This is a genomic window from Bacillus litorisediminis, assembly GCF_022808645.1.
Lineage (GTDB): Bacteria > Bacillota > Bacilli > Bacillales > JC228 > Bacillus_BF > Bacillus_BF litorisediminis.
The window spans coordinates 1-20,243 of record NZ_JAKZKT010000055.1; the positions used below are offsets into that span (position 1 = coordinate 1).

Here is a 20,243-nt window from a genome sequence, read left to right on the forward strand (position 1 = left end):
GAGGAAAGCAGGTTTTATTTGATGTACCCAAAAAGAATTCTATACAAAAAGTTTAAGTGGCAAAAGGCAGAAAATTCAGGTTTTCCAAAACCTTCAAAAGTAACCGCCTTATGTCACGGATTCAGGAAGAGAAATTAAACTTCCATCCTTAGGAAGTGCCCGTGCCAGCCAAATCGTACTGTATCCTCCTAAAGTTCCAATTTCAAGAATCTTCTTGGCTCCTTGTATTTTGGCAAGTAAATGAAGGAGTTTCCCTTGAGTCGGTGAGACATCAATGGCCGGTAATCCCGCCTCTGCATTTGCACGTAAGACTGAATCTAACACGTCATCATGTGGAATCAATTTATCAACAAAATAGTTGTCAACATCTTCCCATTTAGAAAACATATTCATCCTTGTTTCTCTCCCGTATCTAATTTCCTATAGACTGTTTAATCTTTTAAACATTAGCTTATGCGGGCCAATAGGTTCAATTTCAAAAATATCCCCATGTTCATTCAATCCTAGTTTCTTATAATAATCACTAACTGAAACCCTTGCATTACACCACCATACATCCGCTTTTCTTTTTTCTAGAATTCTCTCCGCAAAACGGAGTAAAGAACTCCCCGCTTTTTGATTTCTCGCATATTCCATCGTTGCCATTCCTCTTAGCCGATACTGTAAAGTTTCAGAAAAATTTGGACAGCTCTCCTTATAAAAAGAAGCAATACTAACTAATTCTCCCTCTACAAAAGCACCAACATGAAATGTATCTTGGTCAAAATCTCCATTATATTTACAGTCCTCAAGCGTCTGACTTGGCCGCAAAACCTGATGGCGAATCCTATATGTATCTTCTGCATGAATGTTCCTAATTTCTAACATAATCTCTCCCTCCCATTATTCATCCTAATACATAATTATGAAAAAAAGTAATACAAAAACCTTCTTCCTCCTAATAAGGAAAACTTATACACATAAATTAATTAACAAATCCCTGAAAACGCCTTTCACTTGTAGATTTTTCTATCAAACTTCCATTATAACGAAGCTGTTGTTGAGATGAATATTCCAGTTAATCATTCCGTATTTACGCTCAAAGAAACTGAGATTAGCTATTTTGGTCCATATTTAAATAAGAATCAGGTTGATTAATCGAATGAAATAAACGTAAAATTTGAGAATTTACCTTACACTATAAATATTGATAAGAAACTTTATGCAGAAAATAGGAAAGCTGATTGCAAAGATGATAAGAAGTGTTATTGATGATATAGCCACTATCTTTCCTGCCAGACTCAAGTCTTTTAGTAAATTGTTAACTTTATTTTTATTCATGAATCTTGAACCTCAACTTCTTCAGGTTCTGTTCGATTAAAACATCCCGTAATAACATTCCCCATAAATAATAAAATGTTTCGTTGTTTTCTTCCCACTTATGAAACACCGCCTTTTCTTATAGACGATTATCTTGCCAAAAAGTTCCACTAACACGTGCTAACTTCAGAAAAGAGGTAACGATTTTAGCTATTCAATAGCTGTTTCAAGATTTCATTATTGTTGTCATTTTACAAAGGAGTTTTTAAATTTCCCGTATTTTGAATATCTGTTTGTACTTTAAAGTCTATTAACAAGTCAGGATAATATTTTGACCGCCAATGCTTCAGCTCATTTCTTGGGATTTGTCGTCTAAAATACTGGCCAAGGCCTAAAATATCTGCCTCACTCTCTTGCAGCTTTGCAAATAAATGATTAAATCGGTCAGTCATTATTTTATTTAAATCTTTTCTTATTTCGTCTAATGTTGGGTTCCCTATTGTCTCTAAGATCATCACTTTTAATTTCAGTGTACATTTTAAATGTGAGGTTTCTCCAATCAAACTGCTATCATGCAGTAACTTATTATTTAGAATCATAACACTTGCTGTATCCATCACTTCAATTTTTCCGCTTGTACTTTGACCTTCAAAGGCATTATATAAAAGAGTCTCATCAGGATTCATTTGTTCATCCATTTTCCCGTTTTTGATAACTGCAGAACCAATTAAATTTACTAAAGTTGATTTTCCAGCTTTTAAAAGAGGAATGGGTACATCTCTGGTATAAGAATGAATACTTCTGTAAAGCTGCCAGACTCTTGTCTGCGCTATCTGTGGAGACCATCCAGCATTTTTTCAAAATAATCGTATAGACTAGTTCCTTCAGGTTCGGTACTATTTTTCATTTTTTCAAAAAATGAATCTAAGTCATCTTCACTGATTGTTACTAAAGCCTTGGGTGAAATTTCTCTGGATCTCATAATGCTTGAAATAAAGTCTTTTACTCCTTCTTCAGCTAATTTTTTTTCAATCACAATTACTTTCACATGCAGTAAGTCAACACTGCTCTCCATATCCGCACTAATTGAATCAATCGCATGATTGATAGTATTTCCTTTCCCCTTAACAATTTGGGTAGATATGGAATCTCTCAAGGGAATGGGAACTTGTAAATAAAGACTATACTGGTCTTCTTCATCCTTAGTGACACCTAATATTACCGGCATGACTCTGTGATTTATATCTTTTATGTTCCAACAGGCTGTAAGTGAAACAAGAATAGGGAGAACTAGTAAAAAGGAAACACAAGCTTTATACATTTTTATTTTCATTTTTACTTTTCCTCCTAATCCTCATGCCAAAATAGTATAGAGAGAATGGAATCAAAATCATTATGTACCATCTAATAAATACATTTAACATCATAAAGTAATTAATTTCTTCCCAATTTTGAATCCATATACAAATTATAAAAATGATCATATCTAAAATGACCAATAAGTAGAATGATTTTATAAAAGGAACATAACTCTTTACAATCTGTACCATCTTCCATTGGACCAAAGCAAGGTATAACAAAATAAATGTAATCAGACTCATAATAAAAAAGAGGGTTACGCGGTCAAACATAAGCCAATTGATATTTACGCCGTCTAGGGCAGCGGTAAATGGAAAAAGGAATGTAGATGCAGTATCTTGACCAAAAGTTAAAACAGGAATGTAGACCGAAAATAAAAAGAAAGGAAACAGAATGATAGCAGTCAATTGAACCTTCTTTCTTTGATAGTTTAGATGGGACTGTACAAATCCTAAGAACAAAAAACCTCCTCCAAATGCATAAAAACTTTTATAGAAGTTTGAATTAGTAACAAAAGGGAAACGATTATCTATCAGAGGAAATATATAATGCCAGTCAACATTTTGAAATGCAATACAGGTGATTATGAAAACAAGAGGTAAAAAGAGAATCGTTAAAAGAACGCCAGTACGAAAAATCGCATCAATCCCCTGTGCAGCAAGATAACCTGAGATTAGAACAAATAAAGCAATAATAGACCATAAAGGAGTTTTTTCCAGTAAAATGATTGTAATAATTTCTGAATATATTCGAATTGTTACAAAAATAGCAATAAAAAAATAAATGGTGGTTGGCAATAAAAAAATAGTGGCTGCAGCCTTCCCTATTACATTTCGGTAGATTGTAATAATGTTTTTATTTGGAAAATAATGAAGCCCTTTCATATAGACTGAAATTAAAATAAAATGAACAATCCAACCTATTAAAATGGGGATCCAATGAGCTTGATCAGTACTGGCTATTATTTCAGTGGGGTACATAAAGAAAATAAGTCCTAAATGGGTGAGGACATACATACAAACAATTTGCAGACTTTTATCCACTATTCATTTCACCCTTTGAAGAAGATAAGTTAATGAATGGTATCCCAAAGGTCTTAACACTGGCAAGGTAGGTACAAATGATAAAGATCCCAGCTAAAATTCCCAAGATTCCAAACATAGAGGCCATTAAAACTATTAGGTATTTAAATAAACGGATAGAATTGGAGTTCTGAAACCCTACAACGGTTGAATTTGCAATCGTAGTAGCTGCAAGAATAATAATCAGCAAATTGCTTACTAACTTTGCCTCAACTGCAGCCTGTCCAAGTATGATACCTCCCACCATGGTAATAGTAGGTCCAATGCTTTTAGGAAGTCTTACGCTCGCCTCCATAATCAACTCCAAAATAATGAGGAGCATTATAATCTCAACTAGTGCAGGATACGGCACGCCTTCTCGTGATTGCCCAACTGATAAAGCCAATTCAATTCTTAATACTTCAGGATTAACAGAAACCAAAGCGACATATAACCCTGGCATGATTAAAGTAATTAAAACACCCAATATTCTGATAACCCTGATGCCTACCATAATGATGTATGGATAATTTCGATCATTTTCCGAGGTAAACATATCCCAAAAAGTAGAAGGAACTATGAGAGCAAATGGCATTCTATCTACTAATAGAACTAGTTTTCCTTTGCTTAAGGCCTTACCAGTTGCTTGGACGTTTTCAGTTGTATTAAATTGAAATACGATGCTCCAGGATGGCAATCCCAGAATCTTAATCAGATCTTGCAGATTATTCAGTTCCTTTTTCTCATTTGGCTTAATCTGATTCATCAATCTTTGAACCAGACTTTTTTCTGCCTGATTTTTATCATAGACAACGGATAGATTTGTTTTATGTTGATCTCCTATTGAAAAAGATGTAACCTGTAAATTTTCTGAAACGAATTGTTTCCTGATTAATCCAATGTTTGTGATGATGTCCTCATTAAAAGAACTTAGCGGACCTTGTAAAACATTTTCATTTGTAGGTGACTCAATCGAGCGAGTCAGTGACCGGGAAATAGGATTTACTTTTACAAATTTGCTGCATGGATTTACAAATACAATTAGGTTTCCTTCCAAAATAGAAGATATCGCCTTAGCAGAATCTAAATTTATATTTTCTCCCAGAGAGTCCAGATGTTGTTCTATTGGGGTATTAGTAATAAACCCATTCTCAATATATTCTTTTATTATTAATGTGGTTTTTGGTAAATCAATCATGCTCTTTAATCCTATTAATACGATATATAGATGATGATATTGCTGTTCAATTAAAAAAAAATCGTCATTGCCCCCTATTTTCGCTTTAATCTCCTGTAGCTTTCCATCCATTATCTCAGTCACTTCCTAATTATGTTTACAATAACAATTATTCCCTTTGTTTAAAGAATTATGTAATACCTTATGAATGTCCGGATTAGTATAAAAAAGATAAAACATCTGCAAAAATGTTTAATAAGATTTTGTAGGTGTTTTCATATCTGCCTTATTAATGAATCGACTTTTATAAATCCTGTATCAGGCACAACTACTTTAAAGACATAAGAATCCGTCTCTATGACGAAAACAAATTGATAATAATATCCTATCTTACAAAAGACCCAATAAAACGAAAACACCCCGAAATACTCCGAGGTGTCTTTCATTATAAAACTAATTACTATAATAACCGCGACAACTACCAAACAACTAATGATGTCACCGCATCAAATGGTTCTACGTTATACATTTTCCAAATGAAATCGAACCGTTGTTCCTTTTGAAGGTTCACTTTGTATAGAAAGACCTGCATTCTCCCCAAACATCATAACGAGACGCCGATTGACATTATATAGCCCCATTCCGGTTCCGTTTTTTGAGGTGAGCTTATCTTTTCCAATTTGCTGAAGACGCTCTGCATCCATTCCGCTGCCATTATCTTGAACCGATACAATGGTCCCTTCTTTTTCACGCTTAATGGAAATTGTAATCATACAATTCTTTTCTTTATTACGAATTCCATGTTTGATTGCATTTTCGACAATTGGCTGTAAGGTTAGTGGCGGTACTTTTCGCTGGAGTTCGTCTTGATCTACTTCAAAATAGACTGCCAGCTTATCAACAAATCTTGCTTCTTCAATCGAAAGATAAGCTTCTACATGTTTTAGCTCCTGCTCGAGTGTCGTTAGCTCCTCTGTCGTTCCGCTCAAGTTTTGTCTAAGAAAATGAGATAAATTAATTAAAAGTTTTCTTGCTTTCTTTTGATCTGTACGAATCAATGAAACGATAATATTTAATGTATTAAATAGAAAATGAGGACTAATTTGAGCTTGTAACGCTTTAATTTCAGCCTCTTTGGCCAGCTGAATGGCGCGGTCTGCTTCAGCTAATTCAAGCTGGTTGCTTAACAGAGAGCTTAACCCTTTAATCAGCTGAATGACCACATCCGTAATTTCTTTTTCCGATTTAAAGTAAAATTTTAACGTTCCAATTGTTTCTCCTCTTTGTTTCAAAGGAGCTATGACAACTGCATTCAACGGACATTCCTTATCAATACACTGGATACCATCACGGTCTGAAACGGCTAGCGTTCCTTTCGCTAGCACTCTTTTCGTAATATCGGTTTGAATGGGACTGTTGGATTGATGATGATCATCTGCGACCCCAACATGTGCCAAAATCTTATCTTTATCTGTCATTGCAATTGCACTTGCCTCAATTTCCCTATAGAGGATCTCACATGCTGCCTGGGCTGACTGTTGATTCAGCCCCTTTCTTAAATGGGCAAGCGTTAATTCAGCCAAACGAAGTGATTTTTGTGCTTGAATAGCCCCTACTTTTTCCTCTTCATTTAAAAGGTTGCGAATGATTAATAAAAAGAAGGCTGAGCCAATTCCATTGGCAACGATCATGGGGATACCGATGCCCTGGACTAGAGTCCAAGCCTGATCAAAAGGTTTGGCAATCAGTAAAATAATGATCATTTGAACTGCTTCAGCCAAAGCCCCAATCATACCAGCTGTTGAAAGTTTGACATGTTTATTTTTCTTATAAAAGGCACCTGCAATCACACCTGCAATAATGGAAGACAGCCCACAGGCAACATCCGTAAACCCGCCTAATGTAAAACGATGAACACCTGCAATTAATCCAGCCCCGATTCCTATTTTATATCCGCCAAGTATGCCTGCAATCACTACACCAATAACCCTTGAGTTGGCAAGGGCTTCTTGCTGGGCCAAATTATCAGCAAAGCGGTCAAACTCTAATGATACGGTATGAAACGCAAGACCTGTATACGTTCCAATGATGCCGAATATCCCAAAGAAGATAATGGCACTAACTTGCTGTTTCCTTTCTAGATGATCTGTCTGGAGCAGCTGACGGAAAAATCGAAAACGAGTAACGATAAATGCAATCGTAACGATAATTCCTAACCGCTCGAGCAACGTCAACATGAGTTCAAACATGTGCATACTCCTTTAGTGTCCATTGTATCTATTACTATTATAGACTAGCATTGCAATTAATTGTAGGCGATTAGATGACAGAAAAGGATGAATTATTTTAATATAAAAGTAATACTAAGGGAAATGAGGTGAAGACTATAAAAATATTAGTCGTAGGCGCTGGGGCAGTTGGAGGTTACTTTGGAGGACGGTTACTTGAAAAAGGTGGAGATGTGACCTTTCTTGTTCGCGAAAAGCGGAAGCAGCAATTGTCTGAGCGTGGGCTAAAAGTAGAGAGCATAAATGGAAGTTTTACACTTCAGCCGAAAACCATTTCTGCTGGTGAGGATGTGAAACCATATGATGTCATCCTGGTTTCGACAAAAGCCTATCATTTAGATGGTGTCCTGGATAGCATTGAACCCTATGTCGGTGATTCAACTATGATCCTCCCTTTATTAAATGGGATAGCCCATGTCGAGGTTTTGCAAAAACGTTTTGGGAAAGACCTGATCATAGGCGGTCTATGCTTTGTTGAGTCAACTTTAGATGAAAATGGAACCGTTCTGCAAAAAAGCCCGAGCCATGACCTTGTATTTGGCGAACTGTCAGGAGAACAAACGGATAGAATCCTTGCGCTAGATGAAGCCTTTAGCGGTACAAAAGCGAATATTCGCCGCAGTGACACAATCCTTCAGGAAATGTGGCATAAATACATATTTATTACCACCATGTCTGGGGTTACTTCTTTAATGAGAGCACCTATTGGTCCTGTTCGTGACACAATCGGCGGCCAAGAAATACTAACTCAATTTATTTCTGAAGTTGTTCAGGTGACGCGAACCATTGGTGCTCCCGTTGCTGAAGATATAGAAACAACCACATTGAATCGCATTAATCAATTGGGCTATCAAATGAAATCTTCGATGCAAAGAGATATGGAAAAAGGGCTCCCAACTGAAGCGGATCACCTGCAAGGATATCTCTATGAAGCGGCTGGGCGATATGGGATTGATGTGCCGCTTTTGCAGCTGATTTATGGTAATTTGAAAGTTTATGAGACGAACAGAAAACAGGGGTAGGACGTGAAGGTATGCCATTTTATAGGAATTGCCCCTGCCAATATGGTTTTAGAGAAGACGGAAACAGTGGTCAAACATCTTAAAATGGTTAAAGCGGTTTATACATGGAAAGATATCTCTTTGGCATTAATCGGCTCAGATAGAGATATCTTTCATTTTTATTTTATAAGCTGAAGACAAAGCTTTACTTTCTATAAGGGTCCGAACCTCGGTAAGATATCCTTTTTTATTGGAGCCCAACCCTTAGCTAGCCGCAGAAGTCACGTAGCATTTGTGTTTTTATTTCTTCAATCGGGAATTTTCGAGGATAGGTTGAAATCATGAGCATGATTCCTTGGAGGATTGATGAAAAATATAATGAACGTTTTCTTGGTTCATCAGCCCCAAGCTTTTCAAAAATTTCACACTGAAACTCGAACTGTCTCGCACTTTCATCAATAAGTCTTTGACTATATTTATTCAAGATTTCATCATTCTCAGGCTGGGTTTGCAGATGTAAAAAGAACCGAAAAACTTCCGGTCTTGCATTTACATTATCAATAGCCCCATTAATGATCACTTTAAGTTGTTCACGGGGATCATCAATAAAAGCTGCTTCATTCATAACAGATACCACTTCTTGAATTCGTGCATCCACCATATTCGCAAGCAGCTGTTCTTTTCCTTCATAATAATTGTAAAGAAGACCTTTGGATATCCCAGCGTGATTGGCCACTTCTTGAATAGAGGTAGGATGATATCCCTTTTTAATAAACAATTCCATGGCTGCGTTTCTTATTTTTTCTTTTGCAATTTCTCGGATTCTTTCATTTTCTTCTGGTGTGCGCGGCATTTTACTCCTCCAAAAAACGTAAAATATGGTTTGCTGCCTCCATTGGGTGTGTCAGTGTAACCATATGGTCTGCTCCTTCAATTTCAACAAACTGAATGTCTGGAACTTGCCGGAAGTATTCGGATAGTCGGTAGTTTTCGACATGATCCATCTTCCCAATCATGTATAATGTTTTGGCTGAGAGTTCACTTAGCCTTTCAATCGCAGGAACTTCAGGCCAAATTGACTCAAATGTAGCCCATTCCTTTAAGCGGATAAAATGATGACGAAGCATGTCATCCATTAGCTTACGATTAGGGTGATTTATAATTACCTTATTCGTTGGAACTTCAAGAGCCAGTTCCACCATTTTGTCTAAATTCAGGGCAGCTTCACTAACCGCTTGTATTTTTGAAATAAATTCATTTGAATACACAAACCCCGATAAACCAGGCGCAATCAATATTAATTTTTCCACAAGTTCAGGGTATTCTAAGGTAAACTCGGTTGCTAGTTGCCCCCCAATGGAATGACCGACCAATGTCACTTTTTCTAACTCCATATGATTGAGCAACTTGTTCAGGTCCTCTACATAATTGGGTGGTGTTAAAGGAACTGGCGACTTTCCTGCTCCTCTTCCATCTAAAGCAATCACTTTATATTGTTTAGCTAAAAGTGGTGTTATATAAGTCCAATCCCTCAAATCAGCAGCACCACTATGCAGTAATACTAATGGCTTTCCCTTCCCGCTAACCTCGTAATATAAATCCATTATATTCAGGTCCCCCAATCGTATTTTCGGTACACCGTAATCATATTTTATTATTGAATGAACGGTTAGTCAATAGAAAATGCAGAACCGTCCCCTTGTTTCACTTGTTTGGAGCTTTCGAACTTCGATATACTAATAGGGTCTGTATATTGTAAATGAATTCGTTCTGTTGGAGGGTGAAAATGGAAAAACAATTACCATCATATTTAACAGAGAAAAATGGAGAATTATGGCTTACGGAAGATGAACGGGACAACCTGAAAATAAGCTATCGGATTAAAAATGTCATATATTCTGGACAATCGATGTTTCAGCATGTCATGATTCTCGATTCCTATGATTTTGGCCGGATGCTTGTTTTAGACGGGGTTGTGCAAACGACCGCGATGGATGGTTCCATTTATAACGAAATGATTAGTCATGTTCCCCTTTCCATTCATCCAAATCCGCAAAAGGTTTTGATTATTGGCGGTGGTGACTGCGGCGTTGCCCGTGAGGTGTGCAAATATTCAACCGTCACCAACATTGACATGGTTGAAATTGATGAACTTGTCGTAAAAGTTTGTAAAAAATATCTTCCTGAAGTTTCAGGAAATCTTTCAGATCCGCGAGTCAACTTTATTTACGATGATGGGGTTGCATTCGCGAAAAGGAAAGAGCAAGAGTATGATCTTATTATTGTAGATTCATCAGACCCTGTTGGCCCAGCAACCGCACTATTTGAAAAAAGCTTTTATCAAAGCCTGCATCGTGCACTTAAAGATGATGGTCTGATGGTTTGTCAGAGTCAATCCCCTATTTTTCATATGAACGTTTTGAAGCAATCGTATAACCGGATCCGTGATCTTTTCAAAGAGGTAAGTATGTATACAGCGGTTGTTCCTACATATCCAGGGGGATTATGGAGTTTTACGATTGGATCAAAGCAATTTGTACATCCTGATTCTGCAAAAGTGCAGGATAAAGAAACGTACTATGTAAACGATGAACTGATTCAAAGGTGTTTTATCCTGCCTCAATTTATGAAGGAACAACTGAATATAAAGTAATACCTATATAAAGACGCCCAAACATTTTATGGGCGTTTATATTTATATTGCAGAAAAACATCATAAAATATTTCTAAACCCTAAATTTTTTTGTAAAATATATGCAAGCAACCGAAATATTCTAATGGTCATCCATGAGAGGAGTTCATTATGAGTGTACCCTTATCGAAAGAGGCACCTAAGGCAGCTAGCAAGGAAAGGATTTGGACAAAAGATTTTTTCTTGATTTGCCTATCTAATTTTTTCATTTTTCTTGCCTTCCAAATGACATTGCCTACCATTCCTCTTTATGTGGAAACGTTAGGCGGAAGTGATCGGCTAATTGGATTTATAGTAGGCGTTTTTGCTTTTTCAGCGCTAGTTATTAGACCATATGCCGGACATGCTTTAGATTCAAAAGGAAGAGGATTCGTTTACATACTAGGACTCTGTATTTTTACGGTTTCGGTAGGAGTTTTTGGGCTCATACCTAGTATCCTCTTTTTATTTGTTTTAAGAATTTGTCAGGGAATTGGTTTTGGATTTTCGACAACTGCTTCCGGGACCATTGCAACGGATATCATTCCCGCCAGCAGGCGCGGAGAAGGGATGGGCTATTACGGTTTATTCGGAAATTTAGCTCTGGCACTCGGTCCTACCCTTGGCCTTACATTAGCAGGGCACATCTCCTTTACTCAGCTATTCTTCATCTGTTCTGCTCTTGGAATAATTTCACTTTTGATGTCGGTAAAAATCAACTATAGAAAAGCAGAGAAAACGACAACACCCATTAAAAGATGGGATCTCTATGAAAAAACTGCGCTTCCCCCATCGATTCTCATCTTTTTTATTACGATCAATTTTGGAGGAATCGCCAGTTTCTTGCCGATTTATGTACTGGAAAAAGGGATTCAGGGAATTCAATGGTATTTTCTTTTGTATGCGCTATCACTTATGGTAACCAGAACGTTTGCAGGAAAAATTTACGATCAAAAAGGTCATCGGGCCGTTTTTCCGTTCGGAACAGGACTGATTTTAACAGCTATGTTCTTACTTGCATGGCTGCCAAATAGTTTTATTCTTTACCTGGCTGCAATTTTATATGGATTCGGCTTTGGCAGCATCCAGCCAGCATTGCAAGCTTGGGCTGTTCAATCAGCTGAAGTCAATCGCAGAGGAATGGCAAACGCTACCTTTTTCTCTTCGTTTGATTTAGGAGTTGGGATTGGTGCCATCACATTTGGCCAAATTGCATATTTGTTCAACTACAGCAGTATTTATCTCGCATCAGCACTGTCCGTTACCATTTCGATAGTTTTATATTTTACAAAGTTCGGCAAGACTAAAATGCCAAGTGCAACTGGTTAAACATATTACAAAAATTTAAGAAGTCGGTTCCCTTTACAATGGAGGAACCGACTTTTCCTTTATTCTGATTTCAAATCTTTTAAAAACAATCATATACAGCGCAACGCTGATAAAAGCACAAATCAATATAAAACTAAAAACTCCTAATGGCCATACCCAAGCGGACATGAAAACTGTCATTGGCGCCAAAAATCTTCCAAACGTATATTGTAAATTGGATGCGCCCAAATACCGTCCTCTTGCTTCAATGGGAGCATATGAGCTGACAAAATTATTGATCACAGGAGATCGTATAATTTCCCCAAATGTAAAAACGATTGTGATTAAAAAAAGAATCCAAATGTTACTCGTCAATCCAACTGAAAACATTCCCGCTCCGGACAATATAGAGGAAAGAATCAGCACATCCCGGTCTCTCCACCCTTTCAGCCATTTAGTCACTGGCAGAACAAATAAAACAAAAAGCAATCCGTTTAACCCTAAGATCCATCCAAAAACTTCTGTACTGGAAAGGATAAATGACCAATCTCCCCAAGAAATGAGAGGCTGAGCTGGCACATGATTTGTCACATAGACTGCTAAGTACAAATCTAATTGCATAATCGTAATAATCGCAAATACACCAGCAAGGATATATAACTGGAACAATTTATCCTGAAAGATAACTCTATAGCCTTTCCACTGTTCCTTTATTAAGGACATTATAGGTATAGAGCGGCTTTCATTTTTTATTTCATAAGGCATGGTCTCGTTAATTTTGAAATATATGACAATAGAATAAAGCAGCATGACGATTGTACAGGTCCATAATAATTCACTGCGGTAGTGAAAGAAAAAGATAGCACCCAATGCTGGCCCTAATACAGCCCCAATATTATTGGCAGTAATAAATGTAGCAAAAACCTGCTTTCGCTCATGCTCTTGCACAAGATCAGCTACCATTGCATGACTGGCTGGCCCATATAGTGCATTGCCTACACCGACCCCAATAAAGGCTATATAATCAAGCCAGTGTGAAGGAGACATAGCAAACAAAGCAAACATAAGTGTCTTAATGCAAGAACCAAGCAACATTACCGGCTTGCGTCCGAATCTGTCTGTAAAATCCCCTCCAGCCATGTTACCAAGCATTGCGATGAGTGGCGGAACTGTCATCAGAATACCTGCCATGTGATTACCTAAGGCATCTCCAAAATAGACCGTAATAAAGGGAAAGTACATCCAATATAATAAATTGAACAAACATTCCCCTATTATTCGGATTTTTAAATTTAAATCCCATATACGGATATTCAAAAACATCCCCCTTTTCTAAAGAAACAATCTGCTCAGCAGTCCATTTCCAAAACTCCCCGGCCAGGTATCTATACGATAGAATATTTCGAATAATAAATATAGACTTATAATTCATTTTGATTTATAATAATATGATAGTTGAGATTACCCATCTCTTAATTTTGCTGATCCACAAAACGAACGTTTGTTCTTCATGTAAAAGACGCCCTTTAAAGCAAAGAGCGTCTTTTTTTCATTTTATATAAATATTTAAATGCTATCGTGTTTACATAATAATTTTATCGTATATTACGGTTGTAAACTCCATTTAAACCCAGTCCTTCCTACCCTGCAAATGATTAGAATAGAGTTCTGGGGATCATCCCCCTTTATTCATTCGTGTAAAAGCATGAGTCACGAACCACTCATGTTTTTCTCTCATTACTTTCTCAATTTGCTTATCAAGTCCCCATTCCGTAAATACAGAAAGTCTTAAAGCCGCAAAAAGTTCCCAATAAGGCAGGTCTGTGTAATCAATCTGTGGCATCAAAGATTGATAGGTAGAGGTAAACTCATTCATAGCTTCGATTCCAAACTTAAATAAAACTTCAAGCCTGCCATTTGCCAGGTCAGAAAGAGGATCTCCTATTGCAGCATCTTCCCAATCAATAACGGCAACAAGTTTTCCATCCTTCCAAAGAATATTTCCCGGCCAAAAATCACCGTGAAGAATGACATCTTGATTTTTTTTAGATAAAGGTATGCCGGATTTTAAATATTGCTGCATCAAATATTCATTTAGTGAATTATCACTTTTTCTATTTAATAATTCAATACATATTTCATTTTGTAATGGCAGGAATGAGACATCCAACTTAGAGATATCCACTCGATGAATATTTGCCAGATGATTCGCTAATTGGGATATATAATCTCTAACATTTGTAGGATTAAAATCATTTTTACCATCGATAAACTCCATCACCAGGAAGGGTCTTGTAAAAATAACACCTGACTGATCGAGATAGAAAGGCTTCGGGACAAGTATTCCTTCGCAATCAAGGAGCTCTAACAATCGAAATTCATCCGCCGCGATATTAGGATTGCGAAAATAGTCGTTATCGCCGTGCTGACGAACAATCATTTTCTGTTTCTGGCCATTGGGTTGTAATACCTCTAGTCCCCACACTTGAGCTGAAATTCCGCCTTTTATTTCCCACACATGTAGTAATTTGTTACCTGAATTGATCCTTTGAATGATTGGTTCAAACCTTTTTACGACTTCTTTCTCCAAATTCTATCCACCTTACTCATTTATTTTGTATTAATCGTTGAATAAACCTAATTTGCCCGCGATGATTAATTTCATCTTCCATTACGTGATACCACATCCAGTATTTATTGTATGGAATCCCATTGTCCCATTTCATATCTTCGAATAACCAATGATCATCCTTTGATTCTAATAATAATAATGTTTTCCGCCTGGTTGTTGCTAAAACGTTTAAGTAATAATCCAGGGGCATTTCTTTTATTTCACGTCTTGCTCTGTCGCCCAGTTCCAATGCCGTTTCCCACTTCAAACGTTCTTTATCATTTATATCCCGATTTTCAGCTGTAATGACTTGATGTACAAACTCTATAGAGGCGATATGTAATAATAAAGCTCCAATACTGTTAGAACTGCCATCTGGAAGATAATCTAAATCAGACTGACTTAAATTTGATACATCTTGTAATGTTACCGCTCTCGTGTGTTCAAGCATTGACACTAATACTCCCATTTTCTCAGAAAAACGATTGTCTGCTCTAATTCGATAATCAATCATTCCCAGATCCCCCTTTTCCTAACTCATTAAATTCTAACAGTGAATATAAAAAGAAAAAGGCTAAAAGTTCTTATCTAATAATGATATAATTTAATTGAACAGACATATGCGAATAGAACAAAAGACGTTTTCCGGTTAGAAAAACGTCTTGTACTCATTTATATCCAATTATACAATTTCTTTCATTAAAGATTGGTCTTCACCCTTCTTTCTCTCCTTTACTAAGGAAAGATAAAGAATCATACAAAGAATGAAAAAGGTTCCAATCAGCTGATAAATACCAAAGGGAATTTTCAGCCATAAAACAGAAGTAATAATTGCAGCTAAGGGTTCTAAGGTACCTAATAAACTAGTTTCTTGAGGTTTTAAATACTTTAAACTTTCAAGGTAGAACCAAAAAGCGAGCATGGTTCCAAATAAAATAACAAATCCTAAGTAAAAATAAGTTGAATTCGCCCAGTTGCCAGGATCAAACCGCCAAGGCGGATGAATGAGACTCATACCAATCCCACCTATAATCATGGCCCAGCCAATAACCGTAACTGATCCCCATTTTTGCAGTAATCCTCCTGCATACAGTGTATAAAACGCAAGCGCAAGCCCTGAAAGAATTCCCCAAACCACCGAAGACATAGGAACAGCTAACGAGCCAATTGACCCATTTGTTAATAAAAGAAATGTACCAGATAAAGCTAGAACGACAGCTATAACATCCTGCAGCTTTAAATGCTTTACTCTAGTTAATACAAGATACATCAAAATAAATATCGGTGCTAAATACTGTAATAATGTGGCTACCGCTGCATTTCCCAGATTAATAGAAGCCATATAGGTATATTGAACTACTAGCATACCGAGCAGACCAAAAATGATTAATTGTAAAGATGTGTTTCTGTTTGACCAAATTTCAATTACTTTTCTTCGATCTTTAAAGAAAAAAGATAATAAAAGCATGATTACTCCAGCTATTAATAAGCGGACTGAAACAAGCCATTCAACTGAGATGTTCTCTTTTTGAAACAAATGCTGTGAAACTGTACCTCCAATCCCCCAAAAACTAGCACCTAAAATAACTAAAAGAAATCCTGCCCATCGTGGCTGTTTTTCCAAGTCTAATCCCCCATAAAAACAATTATTATCTTACTTGAAATATATCATAGCCATCGTATTTTGCTAACAATAAAAAATTTTCACCGCTTTTCCATTGAAAAAAATTCGATTTACTATTATTTTATAATTAGGTCTAAACGCCTATTATGATATAGACTAAAATTCCTATAAAGGTGATTCAATATGACCCTTAAAACATTATCAAATGAACAATTGCTAACCATTTATTTAAAAGCAATTAAGTTCAAAACAGACGCATCATTCAGGACTTTGCTGTTTGAGGAAATTCTAAAGCGAAATATTCAGCATTTAATACCCGTACAATTTTATATGGATTTTCCTAAAAAAACGGCCACGTAAATGAAGTAAGCATACTTTTTACGTGGCTGATTTTTCTCTGAAATTTTAGTACACTCTGTCCCCATTAAAAATAGAGTTTTTAACAATGACATAATCTACATTTCTAAGGGCGTCTAGTTTGTTACCGCCTGCATATGAAATAGAAGATTGCAGATCTTGTTCCATTTCTGTTAGTGTATCCTGAAGAGAACCCCGATGCTCAACATATATTTTTTTACCTTCTACGTTTTTCCGTTCCCCTTTTTGGTACTCGGATGCGGAACCAAAGTATTCTTTATATAGTTTTCCATCTCTTTCAATCGTTTCCCCTGGTGATTCTTCATGTCCCGCAAATAAAGAACCAATCATTACCATAGTTGCTCCAAATCTGATCGATTTTGCAATGTCGCCGTGTGTACGGATTCCTCCATCTGCTATGATTGGTTTCCTCGCCGCTTTTGCACACCAGCGTAAAGCAGCTAATTGCCAGCCGCCTGTTCCGAATCCAGTTTTAATCTTAGTAATACAGACTTTACCAGGTCCAATCCCTACTTTTGTTGCATCAGCCCCGGCATGCTCTAATTCTCTTACAGCCTCAGGAGTACCGACATTTCCAGCAATGACAAAACTCTCAGGCAATAATGTTTTAATATGTTTAATCATTTCGATAACAGCATTAGAATGACCATGTGCTATGTCGATTGTAATATATTCCGGTATTAGGTTTTCATCTGCTAATTGCTGAATAAATTCATATTCTTCTGCTTTAACACCTACACTAATCGAAGCAAATAATCCCCGGGCATGCATATCTCTAATGAAATCTGCACGCTTCTCTGGCTGGAATCTATGCATAATATAGAAGTAACCATTTTCTGCTAAATAAATGGCGATTTTTTCATCAATAATAGTTTGCATATTAGCTGGTACAACAGGCAGCTTAAACGTACGTCCGCCTAATGTTACACTTGTATCACATTCCGAACGGCTATTTACAATACATTTAGCCGGAATTAATTGAATATCCTCATAATCAAACACATTTTCCATCTTCAACACCCCTAAACACGAATAATCGTTTTATCCGGACACAAAACGTTCGTGTCCATAAGATACAATACTTGATTTTTGACAGTATGTCAAAGGTAAATCTTTTATATCTTCCCATCTGCTCATTAATTCATGATTTGTCTTCCATTTGAATAATGTCTAAATACGAAACACTCATCGTTTTTAATGAGTGCCAATTAATATTGATATTTCATATTTCCTTTGGATGTTTTTTTCCTGTCCTTAAAGCTGTTTCGTTAATTGTTAAACTTAATCTTAAGCGGCTTAGCCATTTTTGAGATTCACTTATCGTGCTATTGATACTATTAATGTCTTCGTGGAACTCCAGGCCTTCCACTGAACAATACCCAACATTCAAATTAGCTATTCTGTATATAATCATGGGCCATACAGCATCGGTCATTTTTTCGTTTAAGTATACAAAAATATGAAAAAATTTTCCTTGTCATACAATTTTCGACACCTTTTTTATTTTTGATAAGTATGATGAAATTGAAAGATTCGAAAATAAGTGGAGGAGGAATGCATGATGAGTAAAAAAGTATTGATTCTCGCAGGCGATGCAGTTGAAGCTTTAGAGGTGTTTTATCCGTATTACCGTTTATTAGAAGAAGGATACGAAGTAACGATTGCAGCACCACAGAAAAAGAAATTGCAAACGGTCGTTCATGATTTCACCGGATGGGATACATACGAGGAAAAGCTAGGGTATTTACTTGAAGCGAATGCTGTCTTTAGTGAAGTGGATCCTACTGAGTATGAAGGACTGGTAATTCCTGGCGGTCGTGCTCCAGAATATATCCGTCTAGAAAAGGATGTTCAAGCTATTGTGAAGCACTTCTTCGAAGAAAATAAACCAATTGCTGCGATTTGCCATGCATCACTGATTTTCGAAACAATTCCAGAAGTATTAAAAGGAAGAACTTTAACCGCTTATATTGCATGCAAACCGGGTGTTGAAATCGCAGGCGGTAACTATGTTTCTGAAAGCACTTCTTACGTTGACGGAAATCTTGTATCTGCTCATGCCTGGCCGGATCTTCCTTCCTTTATGCGCGAGTTTCTTCAATTATTAAAAAATGTGAGCCTTGCAAGTGTTGAAAACTAACAAATAAACCATAGAAAAGGATGTAGAAAAATGATACTAGGAATCAATTCATATATCGTGACAAACGGTAATGGTCAGGAAGCTGTAAAATTTTACGAAAGTGCTCTCGATGCAAAAGTACTAAGTGTCCAAACTTTCGGTGATATGCCAGAAGACCCTAATTATCCAACACCAGCAGAAGCAAAAGATCGAATATTACATGCCCATTTAAAAGTAGGAAATAATGACCTTATGATTTCCGACACGTTTCCTGGCCAGCCCTTTGCCATAGGTGACCAAGTAACGATAGCAGTATCAGTCAGCACACCTGAAAAATCAAAAGATGTATTTGAGCAGCTTTCTGTAGGCGGCCAAGTAATCATGGAGCTTCAACCAACTTTTTGGAGTCCCCTATATGGACAGGTAAAAGATCAATTTGGAGTAACATGGCAAGTTTCTACCATAGCCCAAGAGGAAAATCAGAAGGGCTAAAAGGAGTACATTAAAGTGACAAAACAAATTTGGGTTAATCTGCCCGTAAAAGACATTAATCAATCAAAAGAATTTTATACTAAACTGGGGTTTACTGTTCAGACTCATGATCAGGAACAATTAATTTTGAGAGATTTCTCCTCAGTTGTAATGCTATTCCCTGTTAGCACGTTCAAGCAGTTCACCAGACATGAAATCACCGATACGAACCAAGCTACAGAAGTTCTGCTCTCTATTGATGCTGAGAGCCGCGAAGAAGTAGATTCACTTGCTGAAAAAGCCGCGACGGCTGGTGGCACAATCTTTGCAACACCTTCAGAAATTGGGGGCTGGATGTACGGCTGCGGATTTACCGATCTAGATGGCCACCGTTGGAATGTTTTATTTAGAGATATGAGTAAAATGCCTGGATAATAAAAAGATATCCTATACCAATACTATTAAAGAAAAGGACGGAACTGCGTCCTTTTCGGGAGTGTAATATAAACTGTGTAAGTAAGGAATACGTACGGTTCCTTACTCACACAGTTTTTTATTTGATAGAATAATAAGTATAAAGCTAAAGGAGTGTTTTCAATGGGGAAATTGAAAAGAGATCCGAACTCCGTAGAATTAGCTAACAAGATTATCGAACAGTACCAACCTAAATCTGTAGAAGATATGCAAGAAGCATTAAAAGACATATTTGGCCCTATGTTTGAGTCGATGCTTAAAGGTGAAATGAATCATCATTTGGGCTATGAATCAAATGACAAGGGAGAAAAAGAAACAAGCAATAGAAGAAATGGATATGGCAAAAAGTTCGTGAAAACGACGACAGGAGAAGTTGAAATTGCGGTCCCCCGTGATCGTGAT

General features: G+C 36.8%; 22 protein-coding genes and 1 pseudogene. 9 read left to right on the forward strand and 14 right to left on the reverse strand.

Annotated elements, in window-relative coordinates:
• Positions 1 to 126: 126 nt before the first annotated feature.
• The 7 genes and pseudogenes from MLE14_RS19420 to MLE14_RS19450 all read right to left on the reverse strand — a co-directional run.
• Positions 127 to 387: pseudogene (locus MLE14_RS19420) on the reverse strand (O-methyltransferase); the annotation flags it as partial.
• Between the two features lie 33 nt (positions 388 to 420).
• A complete protein-coding gene (locus tag MLE14_RS19425) occupies positions 421 to 867 on the reverse strand; it encodes a GNAT family N-acetyltransferase (RefSeq protein ID WP_243300106.1) in 447 nt (148 codons plus the stop codon).
• A 683-nt stretch (positions 868 to 1,550) separates the two neighbouring features.
• Positions 1,551 to 1,997 carry a Ger(x)C family spore germination C-terminal domain-containing protein gene (locus tag MLE14_RS19430; RefSeq protein ID WP_243300107.1) on the reverse strand — a complete coding sequence of 149 codons (447 nt, stop codon included), beginning with the start codon at positions 1,995 to 1,997 and terminating at the stop codon, positions 1,551 to 1,553.
• A 131-nt stretch (positions 1,998 to 2,128) separates the two neighbouring features.
• Complete coding sequence (locus tag MLE14_RS19435; RefSeq protein WP_243300108.1) at positions 2,129 to 2,632, reverse strand: Ger(x)C family spore germination protein; 504 nt, start codon at positions 2,630 to 2,632, stop codon at positions 2,129 to 2,131.
• The gene (locus tag MLE14_RS19440) at positions 2,613 to 3,701 is read right to left on the reverse strand and encodes a GerAB/ArcD/ProY family transporter (RefSeq protein WP_243300109.1); all 1,089 of its coding nucleotides are present in this window, start codon (positions 3,699 to 3,701) and stop codon (positions 2,613 to 2,615) included. Before MLE14_RS19440 ends, MLE14_RS19435 begins: the two co-directional genes overlap by 20 nt.
• Positions 3,694 to 5,028: a spore germination protein gene (locus MLE14_RS19445; RefSeq protein ID WP_243300110.1), complete on the reverse strand. Its 1,335-nt coding sequence runs from the start codon at positions 5,026 to 5,028 to the stop codon at positions 3,694 to 3,696. Before MLE14_RS19445 ends, MLE14_RS19440 begins: the two co-directional genes overlap by 8 nt.
• Positions 5,029 to 5,417: 389 nt before the next feature.
• Complete coding sequence (locus MLE14_RS19450) at positions 5,418 to 7,145, reverse strand: sensor histidine kinase (RefSeq protein ID WP_243300111.1); 1,728 nt, start codon at positions 7,143 to 7,145, stop codon at positions 5,418 to 5,420.
• Positions 7,146 to 7,282: 137 nt separating this feature from the next.
• Between MLE14_RS19450 and MLE14_RS19455 the strand changes: the two genes are divergently transcribed.
• Both MLE14_RS19455 and MLE14_RS19460 read left to right on the forward strand, forming a co-directional pair.
• Positions 7,283 to 8,206, forward strand: coding sequence for a ketopantoate reductase family protein (locus MLE14_RS19455; protein WP_243300126.1), 924 nt, complete (start codon positions 7,283 to 7,285; stop codon positions 8,204 to 8,206).
• 3 nt (positions 8,207 to 8,209) lie between these two features.
• On the forward strand, positions 8,210 to 8,380 hold the full coding sequence (locus MLE14_RS19460; RefSeq protein ID WP_243300112.1) for a hypothetical protein: 171 nt from the start codon (positions 8,210 to 8,212) through the stop codon (positions 8,378 to 8,380).
• 73 nt (positions 8,381 to 8,453) lie between these two features.
• Here MLE14_RS19460 and MLE14_RS19465 read toward each other — a convergent pair whose 3' ends face one another.
• Both MLE14_RS19465 and MLE14_RS19470 read right to left on the reverse strand, forming a co-directional pair.
• Positions 8,454 to 9,038: a TetR/AcrR family transcriptional regulator gene (locus MLE14_RS19465; RefSeq protein ID WP_243300113.1), complete on the reverse strand. Its 585-nt coding sequence runs from the start codon at positions 9,036 to 9,038 to the stop codon at positions 8,454 to 8,456.
• Position 9,039: 1 nt separating this feature from the next.
• On the reverse strand, positions 9,040 to 9,789 hold the full coding sequence (locus tag MLE14_RS19470) for an alpha/beta fold hydrolase (RefSeq protein ID WP_243300114.1): 750 nt from the start codon (positions 9,787 to 9,789) through the stop codon (positions 9,040 to 9,042).
• A 182-nt stretch (positions 9,790 to 9,971) separates the two neighbouring features.
• Here MLE14_RS19470 and speE point away from each other — a divergent pair, with 182 nt between their 5' ends.
• Both speE and MLE14_RS19480 read left to right on the forward strand, forming a co-directional pair.
• A complete protein-coding gene (gene speE, locus MLE14_RS19475; protein WP_243300115.1) occupies positions 9,972 to 10,838 on the forward strand; it encodes a polyamine aminopropyltransferase in 867 nt (288 codons plus the stop codon).
• Positions 10,839 to 10,988: 150 nt separating this feature from the next.
• On the forward strand, positions 10,989 to 12,185 hold the full coding sequence (locus tag MLE14_RS19480) for an MFS transporter (protein ID WP_243300116.1): 1,197 nt from the start codon (positions 10,989 to 10,991) through the stop codon (positions 12,183 to 12,185).
• Between the two features lie 33 nt (positions 12,186 to 12,218).
• Here MLE14_RS19480 and MLE14_RS19485 read toward each other — a convergent pair whose 3' ends face one another.
• The 4 genes from MLE14_RS19485 to MLE14_RS19500 form a co-directional block, all read right to left on the reverse strand.
• Positions 12,219 to 13,481: an MDR family MFS transporter gene (locus tag MLE14_RS19485; RefSeq protein ID WP_243300117.1), complete on the reverse strand. Its 1,263-nt coding sequence runs from the start codon at positions 13,479 to 13,481 to the stop codon at positions 12,219 to 12,221.
• Positions 13,482 to 13,839: 358 nt separating this feature from the next.
• Positions 13,840 to 14,754, reverse strand: a complete 915-nt coding sequence (locus tag MLE14_RS19490; RefSeq protein WP_243300118.1) for a phosphotransferase family protein — start codon at positions 14,752 to 14,754, stop codon at positions 13,840 to 13,842.
• Between the two features lie 16 nt (positions 14,755 to 14,770).
• The gene (locus MLE14_RS19495) at positions 14,771 to 15,289 is read right to left on the reverse strand and encodes a DinB family protein (RefSeq protein WP_243300119.1); all 519 of its coding nucleotides are present in this window, start codon (positions 15,287 to 15,289) and stop codon (positions 14,771 to 14,773) included.
• 168 nt (positions 15,290 to 15,457) lie between these two features.
• Positions 15,458 to 16,399 (reverse strand): DMT family transporter, encoded by a 942-nt coding sequence (locus MLE14_RS19500; RefSeq protein ID WP_243300120.1) that lies wholly within the window; start codon positions 16,397 to 16,399, stop codon positions 15,458 to 15,460.
• 183 nt (positions 16,400 to 16,582) lie between these two features.
• Between MLE14_RS19500 and sda the strand changes: the two genes are divergently transcribed.
• Positions 16,583 to 16,759 carry a sporulation histidine kinase inhibitor Sda gene (gene sda / locus MLE14_RS22795; protein WP_390629256.1) on the forward strand — a complete coding sequence of 59 codons (177 nt, stop codon included), beginning with the start codon at positions 16,583 to 16,585 and terminating at the stop codon, positions 16,757 to 16,759.
• 45 nt (positions 16,760 to 16,804) lie between these two features.
• Here sda and guaC read toward each other — a convergent pair whose 3' ends face one another.
• Entirely contained in the window at positions 16,805 to 17,788 is a 984-nt protein-coding gene (gene guaC, locus MLE14_RS19505; RefSeq protein ID WP_243300121.1) for a GMP reductase, read from the reverse strand.
• A gap of 550 nt (positions 17,789 to 18,338) precedes the next feature.
• Here guaC and MLE14_RS19510 point away from each other — a divergent pair.
• The 4 genes from MLE14_RS19510 to MLE14_RS19525 form a co-directional block, all read left to right on the forward strand.
• Entirely contained in the window at positions 18,339 to 18,917 is a 579-nt protein-coding gene (locus tag MLE14_RS19510; RefSeq protein ID WP_243300122.1) for a DJ-1/PfpI family protein, read from the forward strand.
• Positions 18,918 to 18,947: 30 nt separating this feature from the next.
• On the forward strand, positions 18,948 to 19,388 hold the full coding sequence (locus MLE14_RS19515) for a VOC family protein (RefSeq protein WP_243300123.1): 441 nt from the start codon (positions 18,948 to 18,950) through the stop codon (positions 19,386 to 19,388).
• 15 nt (positions 19,389 to 19,403) lie between these two features.
• Positions 19,404 to 19,802, forward strand: coding sequence for a VOC family protein (locus MLE14_RS19520; RefSeq protein WP_243300124.1), 399 nt, complete (start codon positions 19,404 to 19,406; stop codon positions 19,800 to 19,802).
• A 153-nt stretch (positions 19,803 to 19,955) separates the two neighbouring features.
• Positions 19,956 to 20,243, forward strand: a 288-nt coding sequence (locus tag MLE14_RS19525; RefSeq protein WP_243300125.1) for a transposase, incomplete at its 3' end; no start/stop codon positions are given.